General features: G+C 57.0%; 21 protein-coding genes and 1 tRNA gene. 12 read left to right on the top strand and 10 right to left on the bottom strand.

The window, feature by feature from the left end:
• The first annotated feature begins 27 nt into the window (after positions 1-27).
• Positions 28-103, top strand: a tRNA-Gly gene (locus tag M9920_08540).
• Positions 104-470: 367 nt separating this feature from the next.
• Here M9920_08540 and M9920_08545 read toward each other — a convergent pair.
• A complete protein-coding gene (locus M9920_08545; protein MCO5052337.1) occupies positions 471-1,211 on the bottom strand; it encodes a CBS domain-containing protein in 741 nt (246 codons plus the stop codon).
• A gap of 27 nt (positions 1,212-1,238) precedes the next feature.
• Positions 1,239-1,661, bottom strand: coding sequence for a hypothetical protein (locus M9920_08550; protein MCO5052338.1), 423 nt, complete (start codon positions 1,659-1,661; stop codon positions 1,239-1,241).
• Positions 1,662-2,117: 456 nt separating this feature from the next.
• On the opposite strand from M9920_08550, the gene M9920_08555 reads away from it, so the two are divergent.
• The 6 genes from M9920_08555 (at position 2,118) to M9920_08580 (ending at position 5,787) form a co-directional block, all read left to right on the top strand.
• Positions 2,118-2,546 carry a hypothetical protein gene (locus M9920_08555; protein ID MCO5052339.1) on the top strand — a complete coding sequence of 143 codons (429 nt, stop codon included), beginning with the start codon at positions 2,118-2,120 and terminating at the stop codon, positions 2,544-2,546.
• 80 nt (positions 2,547-2,626) lie between these two features.
• Complete coding sequence (locus M9920_08560) at positions 2,627-3,157, top strand: zinc ribbon domain-containing protein (GenBank protein ID MCO5052340.1); 531 nt, start codon at positions 2,627-2,629, stop codon at positions 3,155-3,157.
• Positions 3,158-3,240: 83 nt separating this feature from the next.
• Positions 3,241-3,705 carry an NUDIX domain-containing protein gene (locus tag M9920_08565; protein ID MCO5052341.1) on the top strand — a complete coding sequence of 155 codons (465 nt, stop codon included), beginning with the start codon at positions 3,241-3,243 and terminating at the stop codon, positions 3,703-3,705.
• Positions 3,706-3,774: 69 nt separating this feature from the next.
• Entirely contained in the window at positions 3,775-4,350 is a 576-nt protein-coding gene (locus M9920_08570) for a sigma-70 family RNA polymerase sigma factor (protein MCO5052342.1), read from the top strand.
• A gap of 43 nt (positions 4,351-4,393) precedes the next feature.
• A complete protein-coding gene (locus M9920_08575; protein MCO5052343.1) occupies positions 4,394-4,903 on the top strand; it encodes a hypothetical protein in 510 nt (169 codons plus the stop codon).
• Positions 4,900-5,787, top strand: coding sequence for a DUF3106 domain-containing protein (locus M9920_08580; GenBank protein MCO5052344.1), 888 nt, complete (start codon positions 4,900-4,902; stop codon positions 5,785-5,787). The genes M9920_08575 and M9920_08580 overlap by 4 nt, the downstream gene beginning before the upstream one ends.
• On the opposite strand, the gene ispE is transcribed toward M9920_08580, so the two are convergent.
• The 6 genes from ispE to M9920_08610 form a co-directional block, all read right to left on the bottom strand.
• The gene (ispE, locus tag M9920_08585) at positions 5,784-6,719 is read right to left on the bottom strand and encodes a 4-(cytidine 5'-diphospho)-2-C-methyl-D-erythritol kinase (GenBank protein MCO5052345.1); all 936 of its coding nucleotides are present in this window, start codon (positions 6,717-6,719) and stop codon (positions 5,784-5,786) included. The genes M9920_08580 and ispE overlap by 4 nt on opposite strands.
• Positions 6,720-6,756: 37 nt before the next feature.
• On the bottom strand, positions 6,757-7,197 hold the full coding sequence (locus M9920_08590) for an exosortase system-associated protein, TIGR04073 family (protein MCO5052346.1): 441 nt from the start codon (positions 7,195-7,197) through the stop codon (positions 6,757-6,759).
• Positions 7,198-7,273: 76 nt separating this feature from the next.
• The gene (locus M9920_08595) at positions 7,274-7,519 is read right to left on the bottom strand and encodes a zinc ribbon domain-containing protein (protein ID MCO5052347.1); all 246 of its coding nucleotides are present in this window, start codon (positions 7,517-7,519) and stop codon (positions 7,274-7,276) included.
• 59 nt (positions 7,520-7,578) lie between these two features.
• Positions 7,579-8,127, bottom strand: a complete 549-nt coding sequence (locus M9920_08600) for a ribonuclease H-like domain-containing protein (GenBank protein MCO5052348.1) — start codon at positions 8,125-8,127, stop codon at positions 7,579-7,581.
• Between the two features lie 132 nt (positions 8,128-8,259).
• On the bottom strand, positions 8,260-9,618 hold the full coding sequence (locus M9920_08605; GenBank protein ID MCO5052349.1) for a sigma-54 dependent transcriptional regulator: 1,359 nt from the start codon (positions 9,616-9,618) through the stop codon (positions 8,260-8,262).
• A 54-nt stretch (positions 9,619-9,672) separates the two neighbouring features.
• Entirely contained in the window at positions 9,673-10,599 is a 927-nt protein-coding gene (locus tag M9920_08610) for a hypothetical protein (GenBank protein MCO5052350.1), read from the bottom strand.
• 225 nt (positions 10,600-10,824) lie between these two features.
• Between M9920_08610 and M9920_08615 the strand changes: the two genes are divergently transcribed.
• Positions 10,825-11,667: a tetratricopeptide repeat protein gene (locus M9920_08615; GenBank protein MCO5052351.1), complete on the top strand. Its 843-nt coding sequence runs from the start codon at positions 10,825-10,827 to the stop codon at positions 11,665-11,667.
• 2 nt (positions 11,668-11,669) lie between these two features.
• A complete protein-coding gene (gene tadA, locus M9920_08620) occupies positions 11,670-13,403 on the top strand; it encodes a Flp pilus assembly complex ATPase component TadA (protein ID MCO5052352.1) in 1,734 nt (577 codons plus the stop codon).
• 82 nt (positions 13,404-13,485) lie between these two features.
• Here tadA and M9920_08625 read toward each other — a convergent pair whose 3' ends face one another.
• The gene (locus M9920_08625) at positions 13,486-15,345 is read right to left on the bottom strand and encodes a GreA/GreB family elongation factor (GenBank protein ID MCO5052353.1); all 1,860 of its coding nucleotides are present in this window, start codon (positions 15,343-15,345) and stop codon (positions 13,486-13,488) included.
• A 51-nt stretch (positions 15,346-15,396) separates the two neighbouring features.
• Here M9920_08625 and rsmB point away from each other — a divergent pair, with 51 nt between their 5' ends.
• Both rsmB and M9920_08635 read left to right on the top strand, forming a co-directional pair.
• A complete protein-coding gene (rsmB, locus tag M9920_08630; protein ID MCO5052354.1) occupies positions 15,397-16,752 on the top strand; it encodes a 16S rRNA (cytosine(967)-C(5))-methyltransferase RsmB in 1,356 nt (451 codons plus the stop codon).
• 306 nt (positions 16,753-17,058) lie between these two features.
• A complete protein-coding gene (locus tag M9920_08635) occupies positions 17,059-18,444 on the top strand; it encodes a PhoPQ-activated pathogenicity-related family protein (GenBank protein ID MCO5052355.1) in 1,386 nt (461 codons plus the stop codon).
• Positions 18,445-18,492: 48 nt separating this feature from the next.
• Here M9920_08635 and M9920_08640 read toward each other — a convergent pair whose 3' ends face one another.
• Positions 18,493-19,926 (bottom strand): spore maturation protein, encoded by a 1,434-nt coding sequence (locus tag M9920_08640; GenBank protein ID MCO5052356.1) that lies wholly within the window; start codon positions 19,924-19,926, stop codon positions 18,493-18,495.
• 7 nt (positions 19,927-19,933) lie between these two features.
• On the opposite strand from M9920_08640, the gene nusB reads away from it, so the two are divergent.
• Positions 19,934-20,437: a transcription antitermination factor NusB gene (gene nusB, locus M9920_08645; GenBank protein MCO5052357.1), complete on the top strand. Its 504-nt coding sequence runs from the start codon at positions 19,934-19,936 to the stop codon at positions 20,435-20,437.
• The last annotated feature ends 10 nt before the right edge of the window (positions 20,438-20,447 follow it).

Here is a 20,447-nt window from a genome sequence, read left to right on the forward strand (position 1 = left end):
GTAAGCTGCTGGGCGCTTATCTGGGAAGCGAGCGTAGCTCAGTTGGTAGAGCATCACCTTGCCAAGGTGAACGTCGAGGGTTCGAATCCCTTCGCTCGCTCCAATTTTCTCCATCAACGACTTACAAAGCCGCAGGGTCAAAGTTACCACACACTCACCCGCATTCGTCCTCGTCTTATGTGTTTCCTGCTGTCGAAATCAGATGGTGGAAACCTTATTCCCAATTCCGCAACCGCGACGAAATTCACAAAAAAATCGAAAACCTTAAGCCCCTCCCAAAAAACTTTGCAGCCCACTTGAGGGAAACAATCACCTGACTTATACAGGGCGACCCCTGCCAACCTGAAAGGAGACGTTCCACCCACTGCACTACTACGAGTCGAAGATCGCACGGCATAACAAACACGGTGCTCGCATCTGACACTGGGTGGTTCAAGCAGCGGTTCTCGATAACCTTCGGCTGCTCAATCCTAGTGTAGATGTAGAATGTCCCAGCGAGTCACAATTCCCAACAAGCCTTCGTTTCGGCTGCCGGTTTGCGAGATCAGAACCGCCTCCAGCAGTTCTTTCTCACGGAAATAAACCTTCACCTCGTCAACCGCCTGATCTCGACCGACGAACAGCCAGTTAGGCCGCTTTTCTTCTTCCGGTAACACCCGCTTCACCGGGATTTCATCAAGATCCACCAACGCCAATTCCTTGTTTACGTGGCGGGCGAGCCAACGGGTGATGCCATTCTCCGTTAACAGACCGCGGAATCGGCTTTCTTCATAAACTGGGAACTGCGAATATTCTCGCTGCGCGATCAGTCGCAGCACGTGCCCAAGCGAAACGTGCGGTTCAAGCACTTCAACTGACTTTTGAAATGTGGGCAGCAACTTCGGAGGATTGGCGATTCGCTCGCCAATTGATTCAAGCCGTTCAACTATCGGCCGGGTCGGGATTGCCAAATGAAGATGCGGTTTCGTTTGTTGATGGATGAGGACGTTGCGTAAATCTGCTGCCATTCGCAGATAATCAGCCTCGGGGCCAAAACGATGAGTCCGCTCGTGTTCCTTGACCAAAGCAACGAACGACTTTTTGCCATCGCTGTGCTGTTGTTTCCGCAGACACCGATCAATGGAATTGTAGGCTGCTTGAAATCGTTCCCACAAATCGCGCTGTTCCGCAGTCATCTCCCAACCCTGCATAGCTTTGGTTTGTGTGTTCATAGGCCTGCGCTGGTGTTGCTCACGCCTCTACTGCGGCTTAACCTGACGTCGTTTTTTTGGGTCTCGCAGCTTCTTCAGCCTCTGTTCTAAAAATTCGCTGATTTGCCGGTACAGGTTCCCCCGACCACGCCGCCAGACAAAGCAATATGAACCGCTCAGCCCCGGAGCTCCCCCCTCCCAGAACTCATTCTTGTTCTCCGCCAAAGTTGGAAAATTTTCCCCGTACACCTCAAAAAATTCGCTTGCAAATTCAGGACATCCGTCAGGGTCCAGCTCCATTAACTCATTCCATACGGACTCAGCATCACAAGCGGCAATCACTTCGTCAGTTCGCAAATCGTCGCCATGGAACACAAGGTGTCGGCATTCCTTCTCGGCGGCCTTGCGGCATACGGGACATCGAACCGGTTCGATGTCGTCTGAGGATTCTTCATAATTCCATGAGTTCATAACTTGATTTCCTTGGTAGTAATGGCCGTTTTTGTTTCACAGGATTTATCCCGCGCTTAGTTGAAAAGAGGTTCGTGAGAGATTCATTACATGGCTTGGTAGCTATGCCGCGCTCAACCAATGCCGAGATAGACCGAGAAGCTCAGGTTCTGACGAACCATCGAATTCGAAGCTTGTTGGCGAACTCGCAGTCAAGAGTCGTCGGCGATCTCCTTGCTTAAGGATGAGAGCCAGATCACCGAGCAAAATGCGATCGTGACCCTCAAAGAACTCGCAGTACTTGCCGCCGGTCAAAGTCTTCAGGGCAACCAGGTGTAGGTCCGCAGCATCTGGCCAACCCGGCTTGAGACGTTTCACACAGCAGATCACTGCTGGCTCACTTCCATCGCCTTTGCCACGCCTTAGCAGGTCGCCCTCGGCAAAATTCCGCATTCCCGGCAAATCCGATTTGCATGAATGCTCCTCACACTGATGAATGCTCCATGGGCGCAGACAATCAAACCATACGACTCCGCGGATGGTGGGCACGGCGTATATGTCCCGGTTCAAGGTGGCGCACCTAAAGGGTTCGGAGAAGTTAACCATCGCATCCTCAAAGATGGGTGGCCGGTTGTTTCGATGGCAGGAATGTCGGACGAATCTGTTGTTAAGTTTCATTTGTTTCGCATCGTAAGGGATGTGTTGCCCGCCGTCTTTGCTGCGAAATATCAGATATGTCCCACAATTGCCCCAGCACAGTATCGGTTCATCTGCCATCAGTGGCTAACGAAAGCACGTGGCAAGCCAAATTCACCGATAGCCTTGGCTTTACAGAGCGGACGGTTGCGTTACAGCGCGGCTAGTTTCCTGCTCCTCGCCGTCGGTGTTGGCTGGAAAGGTTTCTGATGCGTGACCGCGTTCAAGTGAAACTTGTCACCGGGTTTGGAGCACGGCTGATCTCGACAAAATCCGGGCGTGAAAAATCTTTGCGAACCTGTCATGCTCGCGCCATGCCGATTTACGAATTTGCGTGTCCCCAATGCCGGAAGATCTACAGCTTCCTGTCGAAGCGGTTGAATCCCACGCGCCAACCGGTCTGTCCGAAGTGCGGTTGCAAAAAATTGAAGAAGGAGATCAGCCGGTTTGCCCTTACGCAGGGATTGCGAGAACCTGGGCCGGTTTCCGGCGAACCGGGCGACGGTTCGGCTGAGCCAAATTGGGAGGACCCACGTCTGGAGCGCGCCATGATGGAGATGGAACGCGACATGGCGCATCTGGATGAAAATAACCCGAAACATCTGGCGCACATGATGCGCAAGATGAAGGAGCTGATGCCCGCCGCCGCCGTGCCGAAGGAAATGGACGTGGTATTGAAACGGCTGGAAGCCGGTGAAGACCCGGAAAAAATTGAAGCCGACATGGGCGATATTCTGGAAGATTTCATGGGCGGGCCTGACGCTCCGGGCGGCGGTGGTGGTGGCGCTTACACGAAGGATCCCGGACTTTACGATTATTAAATGCTCCTTCGGATGCTCGCCAATCACGCAACCGGAATGTTCAGATTCAGTCGCGCTGGTGGTTGCGGAAACCCATAAATTACATGCCACACCTTCACGAGAAGATTGATTTTACCGTGGCGATTTTTGTGGTTCACGACCACAAAGTGCTCGTGGTTCATCATCGCAAGTTGAATCAGTGGCTGCCGTTGGGCGGACATATTGAACTGGATGAAGATCCCGAGCAGGCGGCGCGGCGCGAAGCGCGCGAAGAGAGCGGCTTGGAAGTGGAATTACTGGGTGAGCGCCCGCCCACCACCGGTCCGGGGACGCGTGCGCTCATCAATGCCCGCTATCTGGATATTCATCGGATCAACGCCACGCACGAGCATATTGGCATGATTTATTGGGCGCGGCTCAAAAGTGGCGTTACCACGCTGGCCCCCGCGGAACATCACGACATTCGCTGGTGTTCGGAGGCGGACCTGGAGTTATTGCAGCCTCCGATGAGCAACGCGGTAAAATGGTACTGCCAAAAAGCGATTGCGGAAATTTCGGCGCAACCTTGAGCCGCATCAGGTGTTCTCCTAGGCTGACCGACGGTCATGCCCGGTGAAATGGATCCAGATGCTGTTTTGATGCTGCGCGTTAAAGAAGGTGATACGGCGGCCTTCACCGTTTTGATCGAGAAATACAAGCAACCCGTCATGAATCTGGCCTGGCGCATCCTCGGCGATCCCACTGAAGCCGAAGACCTCGCGCAAAATGTCTTCGTGCAAGTGTGGAAGTCGGCGGGGCGTTATCAAGCGACCGCCAAGTTTTCCACCTGGTTGTTCACCATTGCGCGCAATCTTTGCTGGAATGAAATTCGGCGGCGCACCCGGCATCCGGCAGACTCCTTGGATCAAGCCCGTACCTCGGACGGAGAACAACTGGCGATGCAAATCGAAGACAAACGTCAGTCAGGCGTTTCCGACCAGTTGCTGCGTCATGAACTGGAACGCAAAGTGGAGGAAGCGGTGGCCGCCTTGCCCGCAAATCAACGAACGGCCCTGGCTTTATGTCAACAGGACGAGCTGAGTTACGAGGAAATTGCCGCCGTGCTGGGCTGCTCACTATCGGCGACGAAATCATTGATTTTTCGCGCCCGGGAAACGCTCAAGGCGCGACTTAAGCCCTATCTGCAAACTGGTGCGTGGGAGAAAATGAAATGAGCAACTTTCGCGCAAGCCCGGTTTTTAATTTACGAATCGAGTCATGAAGTCCGATCCGATCCAGCGGCAGTTTCAAGAAACAGTGTGGCGACGCCCGTTGACAGCGAGCGAGCGGGCCGAACTGCAGGCGTGGCTGACAGCGCATCCTGAAAGGCAAAGTGACGTGGCCACGGAGAATTTGTTGAGTGAGCTGCTGACCCAACGCGCTCCGGCAACGGTATCGTCCAATTTCACCGCGCGAGTGTTGCGGGCGATTGAATCAGAGAAACATTCCGTTCACATCAATCCGGTTTCCTGGTGGCGCAGGTTTTTGCCTCGGATGGCCGTTGTCGGTGGGGTGCTGTTGGTGAGTCTGATCGGGTATCGGCAACATTTAATCGGCAAACAACGAGAATTGGCGAGGGCCGCGCACGAAGTGGCCAACGTGCGGTCGCTGACGGATCCGGTGGTAATTGAGGATTTTGAGATCATCCGCCAGCTTCCCCCATTCGCAGTGGTGGCGGATGAGAAATTGCTCGCGCTAAGCGACGAGTTGCTGGCGTTGCATCCATGAAACATATTCGCCACGTTTTGAGTTGGGTGGGGATTGGACTGGCGGCGGTTCTGCACGGGTTTAGCGCCGAGACCAACAACCCCGCGCTGCAACCGCCGGTGCCAACGGTCATCACGCGTTCGCCGGTGGAATCTTTTCGTGCGCTGTTGGTGATGCCCGCCGCGGATCGAAGAGCGCAACTCGCCACGCGGCCACCGGACGTCCGGGAGCGGCTGTTGGAGCGCATTCAAGAATACCAAACGCTCACTCCGGAGGAGCGCGATTTGCGGCTGCAGGTCACGGAGTTGCAATGGTATTTCAAGTTGTTCGCCCGCCTGCCCGCAACCAACCGAACGGTGCATTTGCAGAGTCTTCCCGAAGATTTGCGCAACATGGTCACGGTGCGATTACAACAGTGGGACGCCATGCCCGCCAACCTGCAGCAAATGTTGCTGACAAATCCCGTTGGCGCTGAATACCTCGCCCCAAATAGTCGCCCCGATTTCCCTCCCAATCCGGTGCGATCGCAATTGATCGCGCGCTATAATCGGTTGTTCGAACTCAGCGATCGGGAAAAGGAACGCATCTGGACGACACTCTCAACCGCTGAGCAGCGGCAGATGGAAAAGACTTTGCAGGCTTACGAGGCGCTGACGCCAGCGCAACGCGCACATTGCCTTCGATCAATGGCGGTGCTGACTTCGTTGAGTCCCGCCGAACGCCAGATCTTTCTGAAAAACGCCGAACGCTGGGCGCAGATGAAACCATCGGAGCGGCAGGCCTGGCGCGAGGTGGTCAGCAAGGCGGCAACCCTGCCCGCGCTTCCGCTCCCACCGAGACCAGTCCCGCCTTTGCCAACGAATGCGCGCCAGACGGCACCCGGCTTCGCCACGAACGGCGGTTAAACCGGGATGGCTGCCATCCAACCCGCGCGCCCGAATTGAGCCGGGAATGTTTCCAGCATTGCTTCGGCGCGGTTCAAATCGGGGAAAAGCGCAAAGGTGGTTGAGCCGCTGCCAGACATCAAAGCGGCTGGTGCGCCATGGGTGCGCAAAAATTCCTGATACAGCGCGAGGATGGGATATTTTTCCAACACCGGAGCTTCGAGCGAGTTGTAAAATGCCCGGCCCGCAGTCGCGAGGTCGGTCGTCTGTAGCAAAGTAATCAAGCGCTGGGCGCGCCCCGGTATTCCATTTCGCGCCGTTGGAAATCGTGCCAGCGCTTGGTAGGCCCAAGCTGTAGAAACGCCAAAGCCCGGATGTACCAGAAAAAAAGCCGCGTTCCGTAAGGCTGGAAATTCATGCAGCGGTTCGATTTTTTCTCCGCGCCCGGTTGCCAACGCGGGTTGATTTTGCAGAAAGAAATTCACATCCGATCCCAAGGCAGCAGCCAGCGCATGCAGTTGGCTGGAGGTCAGTGGGTGATCAAACAATTCATTCAGCCCCAGCAGGGTGATGGCGGCGTTGCTACTGCCGCCGCCTAATCCTGCGGCCAACGGCAAATGCTTTGTCAAATGGATGCGCACGCCGTCGGAAATCCGTGCGGCCTGAAAAAATGCAGTGGCGGCGCGATGAACCAGATTGCGGCTGTCGGTGGGCAAATCCGTCCGATTACAGGTGAGTTGCACGCCAACGCCGCCACGGGAAAAGGCCAGTTCGTCAAAGCACCGGAGGGGATGGAAAATGGTTTCCAGTTCGTGAAAACCATCCGGGCGTTTGCCGAGCAGGTTCAGCAACAGGTTGACTTTGCCGGGAGATTGCTTTTCCAAGGTTTGCATCAAAGGCTCGCCCGGGTCAAAGTCCGCGCCGTTCGACCGCAGAAAAAACGCGCCAACCAAGGTTGACGCGTGGATGAAAACTGATGGGCTTCAACACTTAATTGTCGAAAATGCGGAATCGGCTGCCGGGCAGAAAGGGCGCGATATCCCCGCCGCCAAAGCCAATGTCCGTATCCGTCGCAAAAACAGAATCGGAAATGACCCCCGGCCGGTAGCTGTCCGGATATTGCGGGGTCGGGGCCAGATAATCGGTGAACACCGGATCATAGGGCGGAAACGGAAAGGTGATGATTTCATACAGCCCGACGCCCGCCCGCGCCATGGTCTTATTGAAGCCTTTGATGACGCCGGTGTTGTAATTGCGTTCTTCCGGCATCGCGAACGAGGTTTGTTCCACGCTGCGGCGCCATTCCGCCAAACGAACGGGTTCGTAGAAATTGTTGATGCCGCGGCCGAGTTTGTTCTCCGGTCCCGTGCAACCCGTCATCAGGGTGGCTACCACCGCGATTCCGCCAAGAATGGAAAATCTTTTAATCATAACAGAGATAGTTCTGAGACGCAGAGTACCGCTCGCGCCAAACTTGTAAAGCCCGATTTCCAGGACCGCCCGAGTTTTATTGGCGCTCATATTCCCCCTTGTTTACCCGCTTGAGGACTGTAAATCCGGCTTTTTTCGCGTCGGTGACGGAAAGGGGCTTCAACTTGTGCGGCGTGTTGAAGTTGGAAAGAACCTTGCGCACGGGCCGCTTGCAGGCCGGGCAATGTGTCAACGGTTTCGCGGATAGCGGGCGGTTCAGTGTGAATCGGCCCCCGCACACCTTGCAGTCGCCTTCACACAATTCGTATTCATAAAGTGGCATGCGCAAATTCAAGATTGAACATTATCCGGGGCTGTCAATTGAGTTTCATCACCGTCCGTTTAATTGCCCCATTTCACCGGGACGACAAGTTTTTTCCCGAAGCGGTTGTGATAATAAAGCTGGCGGCGCGTCGCGCCATACTCATGCACCAACCGGGTGATTTTTACGTCGTAACAGCAGTACTCCGCGATTTCCAACAGTTTGCCTTGTTTGAACCACTCGATCGCCTGCAAGCCTTCGGCGGTTTTTTCCACCCCCAAAGTCGCGGTCGCAATGGAGTCGAGCGAAAGCCGGTGTTGGAGCTCGGCCTGCAAATCCACCAACATGTCGAGCGTGGGCAATTGCGTCAGATCAAACGGAGTGTAACCGTGCAGCACTTCGTAATCGAAGCGCAGGATGTTGAAACCAACGACGAGGTCGGCGCGTTGCAATTCCGTCAGCAGGGCGTTGACCTGCTTCTCGCCATAAATCTTGTAGTCGCCACGGGCCGTGCTGTAGGTCACGCCCACGCTCAGCCCCATGCGATTAACATTGTTCCAGCCGCCCACTTCCTCGGCGGATTTTTGCGTTTCAAGATCGAAATAAACGATGTTTTTCGCCATCTGCATTCGTCGGATATTGCGTCTGCGTCAACCGGGTTGAGTCGGCGGCAACGCGCTCAAGGTCGTTGAGCTTAAAAGAAAATCAGGCCGCCCGTAATCAAATAATTTTTTGTCATGCGCTTCATCGGTAGCGGAAACCTAAACTTCGAAGCCTTGCTCGCGGAAGCGTTGCAATTTGTACAACAACGCGCGGCGGCTGATGCCCAACGCGCGCGCGGTTTCGGTGCGATTCCCTTGGTGTTCGCGCAGAGCCTGAAAAATGGCGTGACGCTCGATTTCCTCCAAACGCTGCGCATCCGGCAGCGTGGTTGGCGCGGCTTGTTCGACTGCGGCGCGGACTCGAGCCGGAAGGTGTTCGGGCAGGATCATTTCCCCGCGCGACAACAACGCCGCCCGCTCCATGGCATTACGCAACTCGCGCACATTGCCCGGCCAGGAGTATCGGGCGAGACCTTCGGTTACCGCCGCCGCAAAGCGCGCCCGGCCCTGGGTAAATTCCGCAATGAAATGAGCCGCCAACGGCAGGATATCCTCGGGACGCTCCCGCAGCGGTGGCACGTTCAATTCCACGACATTAAGCCGATAAAACAAGTCTTCGCGGAACGCGCCGCTGCGCACCCGTTCTTCGAGATTTTTGTTGGTGGCCGCCAGGATGCGCGCGTTCGTCTGCCATTCGCGGTTGGAGCCGACCCGACTAAAACTGCCATTTTGAGTGACGCGCAGCAGCTTGGCCTGCAGGGGCGCGGTCATGTCCCCAATTTCATCGAGGAAAATGGTGCCGTCATGCGCTTCTTCAAACCGCCCAATGCGCTGGGCAATGGCGCTGGTAAAAGCGCCCTTTTCGTGACCGAACAATTCGGATTCCAACAGATTTTCCGGGATGGCGGCGCAGTTCACTTTGATCAAAGGTCCAGACGCCCGACGGCTCCAGGTGTGAATGACGTCCGCCACGACTTCTTTGCCCACTCCGCTTTCACCCGTGATCAGGATGCGCGTGTCGGACGGAGCCACGAGCGCCGCATCGCGGAACACCGCCTGCATCAGCGGACTTTGCGCGAGGATGCCGCCGGGCAGCGGCGGCAGTGCAACGGTGGGTGCGGTTGGCTTGGCGGTTCCCGTTACCTTTTGAATGATGGCGAGCAGCTCATCCAGATCAATCGGTTTGGCGAGGTAGTTCACCGCGCCATCGCGCATGGCCCCGACGGCGTCGCGAATGTCCGTGTACGCCGTGACCAACAACACCGGAAGCGCGGTGTTCTGCTCCCGCGCGCGGCGCAAGGTTTCCAGTCCGGAAATGCCCGGCATGCGCACGTCCGAAATCATCATGCTGAATTCCGCTTCGCGCAGCGTGGTCAACGCGCGTTCGCCGGAATCCACCGCCACCGTGTCGTAGCCTTGCGATTGCAAAAACGAACTCAACAGGCTGCGCTGCCCGGCGTCGTCATCCACGATCAGGAGGCGCGGGGCTTTGTTAAACTTGCGGGTGTCGGCTGACATGCGACGACTCTAACGATTTCTCCATGCCACTTTCAAGCGGACGCTGGCGACGGTTCAAGGTTGGGGGGGCGGCGCGTTGGTCGCCACGTCGAGTTGACTGCTCTCGAGAAATAGCTGGAAGGTTTTGTGTTTGGCCAGGACCTCGGTGTGGCCGAGGTCGGTGGTGAGGAAGATAAATTGGTTCGTACGAAGTTGCGCCGCGGTGGCGCTTGTGTCGGGAGTGAGCAGGAAGGAAATTTTTTGCCGGCGCAAGGTTTCCATCAATTCTTCCGAACGCTTTTTCGTGCCGCCGTCTTCGGTATAAATAATGGCGAGCCGTCCGCCGGTTCGTTCCGCCCAGTGCAGAAATCGCGGAGTCTGCGCGTAGAGCGCATCAAACAACCAGGCCTCCTTCACCGCTTCGTTCAAACCGCCCTGCGTCACGATGGACGACAGGACCTGATAGGCGCCACTGTGACCGGAGAGCACGATGGTGCGCCAGGTCGCGTTGGGGCCGACGATTTTGTTCGTTCGCAACACCGACATTGCTTCGGTCATGAACCGGCGAAAGCCACCATCCTCCTCCAGTTTGCCGCCGGCCGAATCCGGCGCGTCAGTTGGCCCTTGAGGTATGATGAGGATGGCGTTGCGTCCGCTGGCCACCAGTTGCTCAATCAATTGGTAATGCGCCAATACGCCCGCCACCTTGCCCCGCCAACCGTGAAAGTGGACGACAAAATCCACCTGGTCAGTGGCGCGAAAGGTTTTCGGAATGAAAAGCGCCACGGTGTTGTCCTGGTAATGCTCCGCCGCCGAATAAAGTCGGCCTTGATATTCATGTCCCGCTTCCCGGCTGGGATGAGGAAAGGGCGCGGAGTCGAAATGCGTCAGGATTAATTTCCCCTGCGCGGCGTAGGTTGCCGGCGTTAATTCATCCGCGACCAGGCGGAACGAGATCAGACCCAAACCCAGGAGCAGGACAAATTTCATGCGAGACAGCATGGTGAAAAATTTGCCGAAGGGTAGGAAAATTCGCACGGTCCGGCTCGGTTTACCGATGCAAATTCGTGCCAGAACAAGACACGGTGTCTCTGGATCGGAGAAAAAATCGGTTGAATCTTCGCAATTTTCTTTGGGATCACGCCTTGGCCAGCAGATTGCTTTTACCGAGTCGCCCGGCATGAAGTCGTACCAAACAGCAAATCATGTCCGACAAATTTGAACGCAATGGCCACGACGTTAACGCAGAGCGAAGAAGCCCAATTTGCCCAGACGATTGAGATGTTTGAGGTCATCACTCAATCGCAGCCCAATGACTATCAATCGTTGGAGATTCTCAAGGAGGCTTACAGCAAGTTGGGCCGCGAAGCCGAGGTCATCAGCACCGCCAAACGCATCGCCCAAGCGTACGTCCAAACGGGACAGTTTTCCTCGGCGATCCTCGAATACGAGACGATTTTACAGCAGCATCCCAACGATCCCGAAGCGCAAAAAGCGCTCCGGGAAATCGAAGCCAAATCTTCCACCAGCATCACCTACGGCGAGGAAACCGCCATGTTCCGCCGCCCAACCGAGGGCGGCGATCTGGCGCAGCCCGCGACGGGGACCTTCTCCGGAGTGTTGGAGGATGGCCGCAAGCCGATGCACAAAATTTTCGTCAAAAGCAAACTCATGGCGGAGTCAGACTTCGACGCGTGCTGGCCTAGTTTGGATTTAACCACGCCGCCCACCGAGGTTTGCGATTCATTCCTGCGAACCGTCGCCGACAAGGGACTGGTCGCCACCGAAACCGCGCTGAAATTGATCAGCGACCGGTCGCGCCTGCCCTGTCTGCCGTTGGAGCGTTATGAAGTGGATTTCGAGCTGGCGCGCACCTTTCCCGCCGCGAGCTGTCGGCGCTGGTGCGTCCTGCCGTTTGATCGCATGAGCAAATCCGTGCTCATTGCCACCACGAACCCGTTTAATCAGCAGGTGATCAAGGAACTGCAAGCCGCCACCTCTGACCGGTTGTTGTGGTACCTGGCGTCGCCGGCTGAAATCGTGAAGAACCTGCAGAAAATTTTCCGTTAATCATGCGTCCCATAAAAACTTTTGGTGAGCGAATCGCCGACGCGCTGGTCGAGGACGGTTTGTTGTCGAGCCAGCAGGTGGAAGAACTGTTGGAACAACAGAAGACCGAGGGCGCGCGCTTCGTCAAACTCGTCACCGAGAAAGCCTACGTCAGCGAGCAGGACCTGACCGTTTCCATGGGCCGGGTGCTGAACGTGCCGCCCATCAATCTGGCGCGGATTTCAGTTCCGGTGGAAGTTGCCGATTTGCTGCCGCGTGAAGTTGCGCATAACCATCGCGTGCTGCCGGTTTCGCGCGTGGACAACAAGTTGTTCCTCGCGATGGCCGATCCGTTGAACGTCCTGGCCATTGACGACGTCAAGCGCATCACCAAGCTGGAAGTTTTCCCGCTGATCGCCTCCGACAAGGCGATTGCGGACAAATTCAACCTGTTGGACACCGCCAAGAGCGGCAGCATGGAGGAGATTCTCCAAGACGCCGCGAATCAGGGCGTGGACGGGGATGGGGAATTCGAGACGGTTAAAGAGTCGGTCGAAGAGGTGAATCTCGACCAACTGGCGGCTTCCAGTGAGGAAGCTCCGGTCATCAAGCTGGCCAACATCATCGTGATGCAGGCCATCAAGGATCGCGCCAGTGATATTCATATTGAACCGTTCGAGCGGGTGTTGCGCCTGCGCTACCGTATTGACGGATCATTGGTGGACGCCACGCCGCCGCCCAAGAGCATGCAATTGGCGCTTGCGTCGCGCTTCAAAATCATGGCGAGTCTGGACATCGCCGAGCGGCGGTTGCCCCAGGACGGACGCATGCGGGTGCGAGTCGGCGGCAAGGATTATGATTTGCGCGTTTCCATCATGCCCACCGTGCATGGCGAGAAGATCGTGTTGCGCGTGCTCGACAAAGGCAATCTTTCCGCCAGTCTCGACCGGTTGGGACTGGACCCCGACACCTTTACCCAATTCAAACAAGCGGTGGATGCGCCGCACGGTTTGATCCTGGTCACCGGACCGACCGGCTCGGGCAAAACAACGACGCTTTACTCCGCGTTGAACGAACTGAACAGCCCCATTTTCAATATCGTCACGGTGGAAGATCCGGTGGAATTTCAGATTCCCGGCATCAACCAGGTCCCGGTCAAAAAGGAAATCGGCCTTACCTTTGCGAACGCCCTGCGCTCCATTTTGCGTCAGGACCCGGACATTGTGATGATTGGTGAAATCCGCGACATGGAAACCGCTGAAATTGCCATCGAGGCGTCACTCACCGGTCACCAGGTGCTCTCCACGATGCACTGTAACGACGCGCCTGGCGCGATTGCGCGTTTGGACGACATGGGCATCGCACCGTTCCTGATTTCTTCGTCCGTCATCTTGTCCTGCGCGCAACGGTTGCTGCGCCGCATCTGTCCGCATTGCAAGGAGCCGGTGACTTACCCCACCAAGATGTTCGATGATTTGCAACTGGACCCCAGTGTGTTCGACGGCGTTACGCTCTATCGCGGTCGTGGCTGTGACCGGTGTAAAAATACGGGTTACGCCGGGCGACTGGCGATTATCGAAGCCATGACGGTGACGGATGAGATTCGAAAACTGATCATTGCCCGCGCCAATTCGCGTGAGATCAGCAAGGTCGCCATCAGTCAGGGTATGAAAACACTGCGCATGGTGGCGCTGGATCGTGCCCGCGACGGAGCTTCCACCCTCGAACAGGTCATGTTGATGACCTCGGCGCACTGAGCCGCTTCCGTCGGAAATGCGAACATTCACCGGAAGCGCGCGGACCGGCGGTTCCGAGAGAGATGGATTACCGGTTAGCTGATTATGCCGCTGCTTCGGAGGAAGCATCGGAAGCCGCTGGCGGGCTGTAAGCGTCAATCTTTTCGATGCGATAACGGTGTTTCACTCCGTCCACATCCACCTCGGTTTCCTCGCCAATCTTGCGATTCAGCAAAGCCTGCCCGACCGGGGTGAGATAGCTGATGATGTTCTTGGTCACGTCGAAATCCCAGGCCCCGAGGATCGTGAATGTTTCCAGGTTCTGCGCGTTTAGATCCGTAACGCGCACGACCGTGCCGATGTTCACCACATCTGTTTGGGCGTTGTTGAAATCGGTCCCTTGGGCGCGGGCCAACTGAGCTTCGAGTTCTCCTTTCCGCCGCATCAGGATTTTTTGCATTTCCTTGGCGGATTTGTACTCATGGTTTTCGCGCAAGTCACCGTAGCTGCGGGCCACCGCAATTTCCTTGGAGTTGGCTGGAATCTTCTTCTGCACCAGCTCGGCGTATTCCGCGCGGCGTCGCTCCAGACTCTCCCACGAAACGTGAAGCACCGCTTCCTGCTTGTTCGCCGGTTCGCCGGTGATCAGCGATTGCACGGATGGATGACGTTTGACAATCCGCGCCAACAGCGAGCGTTTATCCATGTCCTCGAACGCCGGGGAAAATTGCAGGGCGCGGGTCAAATCTTTCACGACTTCAATGTCGGCGGTGCCCGTCAAATCCGCGATCAACTCATGGTCCGACAACATGAAATCGCGCAAGCGGTTCGAGCGTTTCTCGTTAAATTGGTCGTGCTCAATGGCCGCCAGCATGGCACGGAAAACTTCCGGCCCGAGAATGTCGGCGTAATCATCGCTGCGTTCCTTGCCGAGCCAGAGCAACGGCTCGCTGCTGGCAGCGTGCTGGCTGATGAGCCGCGCCAGCACTTCCTTCAGGTCCGGCAATTTGCCGTTGTGGGCCAGGATGTTGGCGAACTCTTTGCACAAGCGCGCCGAAACCATGTTAAAAGCGGTCAGCAGCGTTTCAACCCAGCGTTCCGGTTGCGCGTCTTTGAAGGACTCGAGCGTCCGGCGGTGTTTGGCCGCCGGCATCGCTTCCATGACGCCACCAAATTTTACCCCGTCCTGGTTCCACAATTGCGTGGCGGTAATCTCGTCCGCCGCGGGTGGCAGATCGGCAATGGCCGCCACGTCGTCGCGAACAAAAACAGCCTCCAGGGCGACTGCCGTTTGCGTCCGCAAATGGGCCGGAATTTCCGCGTTCAACGCCGCCACAATCTCTTTCGCGGCCGCGGCTTTATCGGTCAGGTCCGCGGCGTTTTTCACCACCTCCGCCGCAGCGGCCAGACGCGCCTTTAACCCTTTGGCCGCCTGGAAACTGGCCAGCAACCGATCCTGCAAGGAGGTTTCCTGCGTGGTATAGACAATGGGTTCGCTCTTCTTGGTCGGCACGATGAAATGACCGTCCTTCTTCATTTCCGCGCGCACCGTTTCCCACCATTTCTTCCAATCATCGCGAATGACGTCGGGAACGAGCACCTGCTGAATTTGCGCCGGGGTGGCCTTGCCGTCGTAGCTGTTGAGCACGATGCGGATCAAGTCCAGGTGATTCAGCGCGGCGGTTTTTTGTAATCCCTCAAGGTCCACGGATTTCCGGGCCAGGATGTGCTCTTTGGGAATGGGCTTCAGCGTCTCGGCGGCGAAGGAAAGGTCCATCGCGTGATCCGGCTTACCCGCAAAGTCAATGGTGAACCGCGCAAAAACCGTATCCACGGTCTTGATCCGGCCAAAGCCCCAACTACGATGCTCGCAAAATCCGCTGCTGGTCAACCGCACCAACGGTTCAATCTGCCGCCCTTCGATTTTTCCCGCTGCGGCCAACTTTTCAAATTCTTCTTTCATAGTTCGATTCTTCCTCGCGTCCGTCCCGTTTTCCCGCCAACATTAAAAGCCGTGACTGGCCAAAAACCAAGAGAAATTGCGGTTCGCGTCCTCGGCGAACGCCACCACAGCGACGATTACACGGAGAAATTGCTCGACCGCGCCCTCTCTCGCGCAAAGCTTTCGCCGGCTGATCGTGGGCTGACGCAAGAACTGGTTTTTGGCGTTGTGCGCTGGCAGTCGGCGTTGGACTGGTTGATCGCGAGGAAGACGCAGGACCGTCAGCAGAAGGCCGGACTTCAGGATTTACTACGCCTCGGTTTGTACCAAATTTTCTGGCTGGAACGCATCCCGGATCACGCGGCAGTCCACGAAACCGTGGAGCTGGCGCGACATCAGGGATACGGACGACAAGCCGGTTTCATCAACGCCGTCTTGCGCGGTTATTTGCGCGAAGCCGAGGCGACCCGCCGCCGTCTGGCTGAGTTGAAGGTGAACGATCCGGCGATCGGGTGCTCGCATCCCAAGTGGCTCGTCAGTCGTTGGGAGCAATCGTTCGGTGCGGAGAACACGCGCCGATTGTTGGAATCCAATAACACGCCGCCGCAGACCTATGCGCGCGTCAACACACTGAATTTTGATCGCCCCAGCGCCGCACCGGATTCGGCACAAATCCGACGCGGTGTGCCGGAGAAGATCGCCACCGTTGACGATTTATTAACGCTCTGGCGGGATGAAAACGTGGCGTATGACTTTTTTACCCGAAGCTGGACCGGCGAGAATCTGGTTTTTGAACTCAAATCGCACCCGCCGCTACCAACCCTCAGCAGTTTTCAAAAAGGTTGGTTTTACATTCAAGACCCCAGCACGCTGCTCGCCGTGCAGGAACTGGCGCCGCAACCGGGCGAAACCGTTCTCGACCTTTGCGCCGCGCCCGGCGGGAAGACGACCTACCTCGCGCAGTTGATGAATAACACGGGGAAAATTATTGCCACCGATGAAGTTCCCGCCCGCCTGAAACTGGTTGCGGAAAATTGTCAGCGCCTCGGAATAACCTGTGTTGAATCGCTCTCCCTGGAAGCTCTTGAAGCGCCAGCCCGGATTTTTGATCGCATCTTGATTGATGCGCCCTGTTCCAACACCGGCGTGTTGCGTCGTCGCGTGGACTTGCGCTGGCGGGTGCGTCTTTCCGAACTGAGCCGTCTGAGCCATAAACAGAAAAAGCTGTTAAAACAAGCCGCGCCGCATCTGCAATCCGGCGGGCTGCTGGTGTACAGCACCTGCAGTCTTGAACCGGAAGAAAACGCGCAAGTCGTCCAACACTTTTTGGCGGCCCATTCCGATTTCACATTGGAACGCGAACGCCAGTTGCTGCCATTTACCGATGGGACCGACGGCGCTTACGTGGCGGTATTGCGCAAAAAGTAACGGGCGCTACCAGCTCTGACACTTCCTCAGAGCGGGACGACTTTCACGTCGTAATCAACTCATCAGAGACGCGGTGGAACGCGCTCCTCTCAGTGACCAGTCAGAACGGTCAGGTTGGCCGCTCCACCATCCCAGGGCGGGTCGGTTTTCGAGTGGCGGATTGGATTTTCTTTGATTCCGCTTGCCGATGAAATTGTGGTCCTTCTATGCTGCACGAATATGCAATCCGTATCCGTCAGGTGCAAACGTCGCGCGTTGCGTGCAACGCGAGGTTCCAGCCGTCAACGTCAAACCGTCCGCTTGTTTTTGCTGGGCTGGTTCGTCCTGGGCGGCTGGCTCGGTGGCGGTTGTGTGGCGCAACAAAAAGGCCCGATCACCGCGCTGGATCGCTACGTGGCCGCGCCGGACTCAAATTACAATTTCTCGCTGGTCAACACCATCCCCGGACAAGGCTGGACGACGTATGTGCTGGAGATGACTTCACAACAGTGGCTGACGACTCAGGAAGTGGATCGGCCGTTGTGGAAGCATTGGTTGATCCTGGTGAAACCAGACACGGTCACCTCGACGAAATCGTTGTTGCTGATCAGCGGCGGCGCGAACGGAGGCGAGCCACCCAAGAAAGCCGCGCCGGAACTGGTGAAGATCGCCATGCTCACCAAGTCCGTGGTGACGGAGTTGAAAATGGTGCCCAACCAACCGCTGGTGTTCGCCGGGGAAACGCAGGGGCGCAAGGAGGATTCCTTGATCGCTTACACGTGGGATAAATTCCTGCGTACCGGCGACGAAAAGTGGCCCGCGCGACTGCCCATGACCAAAGCCGCCGTGCGCGCGATGGACACGGTCACGGCGTTTTGCGGCAGTGCCGCCGGCGGGCAGTTGAAGGTGGATGCATTCTTCGTTTCGGGCGCGTCCAAACGGGGTTGGACCACCTGGACCACGGCGGCGGTGGACCCGCGGGTGATCGGTATTGCACCGGTGGTGATTGACGTCCTGAACGTCGAGGCTTCGATGAAACATCATTACGGTTCGTATGGCTTCTGGGCGCCGGCGGTGGGCAATTACACCGAGTTCAACATTATGGATTGGATGGGCACACCGCAGAATGAAGCCTTGATGCGGATTGAAGACCCATACACCTATCGGGCGCGTTACACGATGCCCAAGTTCATGATCAACGGTTCGGGCGATCAGTTCTTTTTACCGGACTCCTCCAAATTTTATTTCAACGATCTGCCCGGCGTAAAATATCTGCGTTACGTGCCCAACGCGGATCATTCATTGCGCGGTTCGGACGCCTACGCCACGCTGGCGGCCTGTTACGACGCGGTGATTCACCAATATCACCTGCCTGAATTTACCTGGACGCAGGAAGGCGAAGATGCGATCCGGGTGACGGCGAAGGATCGTCCGACCCGCGTGCGACTGTGGCGCGCAACGAATCCCACGGCGCGCGATTTCCGGCTCGAATCCTTCGGGCCAAAATGGGAAAGCCAGACGCTTACTGATCAGGGCGGCGGCGTGTTCGTGGGCAAAGTGGAAAAACCGGCGCAAGGCTGGACGGCTTTCTTTGTGGAACTGACCTTCCCGAGTGAAGGCGAGGAAGCCTTCAAATTCACGACTTCCGTGCGGGTTGTGCCGGATATCGAGCCGTATAAGTTTGTGCCGTCGCTGGATCGGATTAAAAAATAAGCGTCGGCAAATCACCCAACGGCCAGTTTGCGGGGCGGGCTGGCTTCCTTACGCGAACATCAAACGGCAAATGATGATGGCGGCAATCATTCCCACGCCGTCGGCGATCAATCCGGCGGGCACGGCGTGCCGGGTGCGTTTCACGCCCACCGCGCCGAAGTAAACGGCGATCACATAGAACGTGGTTTCCGTGCTGCCGAAAATGGTGCCGGCGGTTCGCGCCAACAAACTGTCGGGACCGAATTCCTTCACGAGGTCGGAGAGCAGTCCCAACGTGCCGCTGCCGCTGAGCGGGCGTACCAGGCACAAGGGCAGCAGCTCGGTCGGGAAGTGGACAAAATCCAATACCGGCTTCAAGGCCAGGGTCAGCATTTCGATGCCGCCCGCCTCGCGGAACATGCCGATGGCGACCAAAATAGCGACCAGATAAGGCATGATCATCACCGAGGTTTTGAAGCCGTCTTTCGCACCTTCGACAAACTCTTCATAGACGTTCACCCCGCGCAACGCCGCGTACAACGGAAAAAACGACAACAACAGCGGAATGGAGAGCAGCGAAATCGCGTTGGTGCTGCGCAGGAAAGAGTTTTGCCCGGCCAGCGATGCCAACGGCGCTTTGCCAAACATTTCTGAAAAGCCCAGGCGCAAAAACGCATAAATAAAAACTCCGGCGAACACCACCAACACCAGCCAACTGAACCAGTTCAACGGCGTGAGTAACTGGTTGCTCAGCACGACCGGCGCGGGCGCAGTACCGGCGGCGGCCTCCGGATTTTGCGTTGGCGTCTCGACCGCCAGCGTGACTTTGGGCAACGGCGGCAACCGGTAGCCGGGCAGTTTTTCCAACAATTTGACCGCGGTGATTCCGGCAACGGTGGAGCAGAACGTGGCCATGATGCTGGAGCTGACAATGGCGAAGGCGTTGGTCGCGTGCGCCACCGCTAGCACGGCGATGGCCGTGGCGGGAATCAATTGAATGGAGCTAGTGTTGATGGCCAGAAAAGTACACATGGCGTTCGAGGCGACACCCGGGCGCCGATTCAGCGTTTCCAGATCCTGCATCGCGCGGATGCCCAAGGGCGTGGCGGCGTTCGAGAGGCCGAGGATGTTGGCGGCCATATTCATCAACATCGAACCCATGGCCGGATGTTCGGGCGGCACGTCGGGAAACAAGCGACGCATGAGCGGCCGTAACAGTCGGGCCAGAACGCTGATCAAACCCGCTTTTTCAGCCAGGCGCATGATGCCGAGCCAGAGCGCCATCACGCCCGCCAAAGGCAGCGCCAATTGCATCACGGCAAATTCAGCACGTTCAAAGGCCGCCTTGCCGACGGCGTCGAGCGTGTCGTGCGTGGCGCCGATCACCACCGCCGCCACCATCAACCCCAGCCAGATGTAGTTGAGCATGACGGCGAGCTTAATGGGCGCAGCGGGGCGGTAAAGTTTTTCATTTCGTGAGACGGCATTTTTCGACAACATCATGGTGTTTATGGGCAAACGCCGTGAGGCGCGCGAACGCGCCGTTCAGTTTCTGTTTCAAAACGATTTAAACCCGCGTGAAGATCTCGAGGCGGCGTTGAATGAATTTTGGGAATCGCAACGCGCCGCCGCGCTGGCCGAGGACAAAGCGGGCAAGGCCACCTGGGGCGAACAAGTGGAGCTGCCGCCGCCCACCGCGGCGGAAGCCGAAACGCGCCTGTTCGCCGAGCCGTTGATTCGCGGCACGCTTGAACATCAGGAGGCGATTGACGAGCAGATCCAAAAGCATCTGAAAAACTGGAATTTCAGCCGCTTGGCGCCGGTGGACCGCAACATTCTGCGTCTGGCGATTTATGAGATGCTGCATCGCCGCGATATTCCGCCGGCGGTCAGCATCAACGAAGCGGTGGACATCGCGAAAAAATTCTCCACCGAGGACAGCGGGAAATTCGTGAACGGCATTCTGGATCGCGTTCGCGCCGAGGTGTTGCGTCCGGCGCACGAGCCGAAATGAGCGTTTACCG

The organism is Verrucomicrobiia bacterium, from assembly GCA_023953615.1.
GTDB lineage: Bacteria > Verrucomicrobiota > Verrucomicrobiia > Limisphaerales > JADLHS01 > JADLHS01.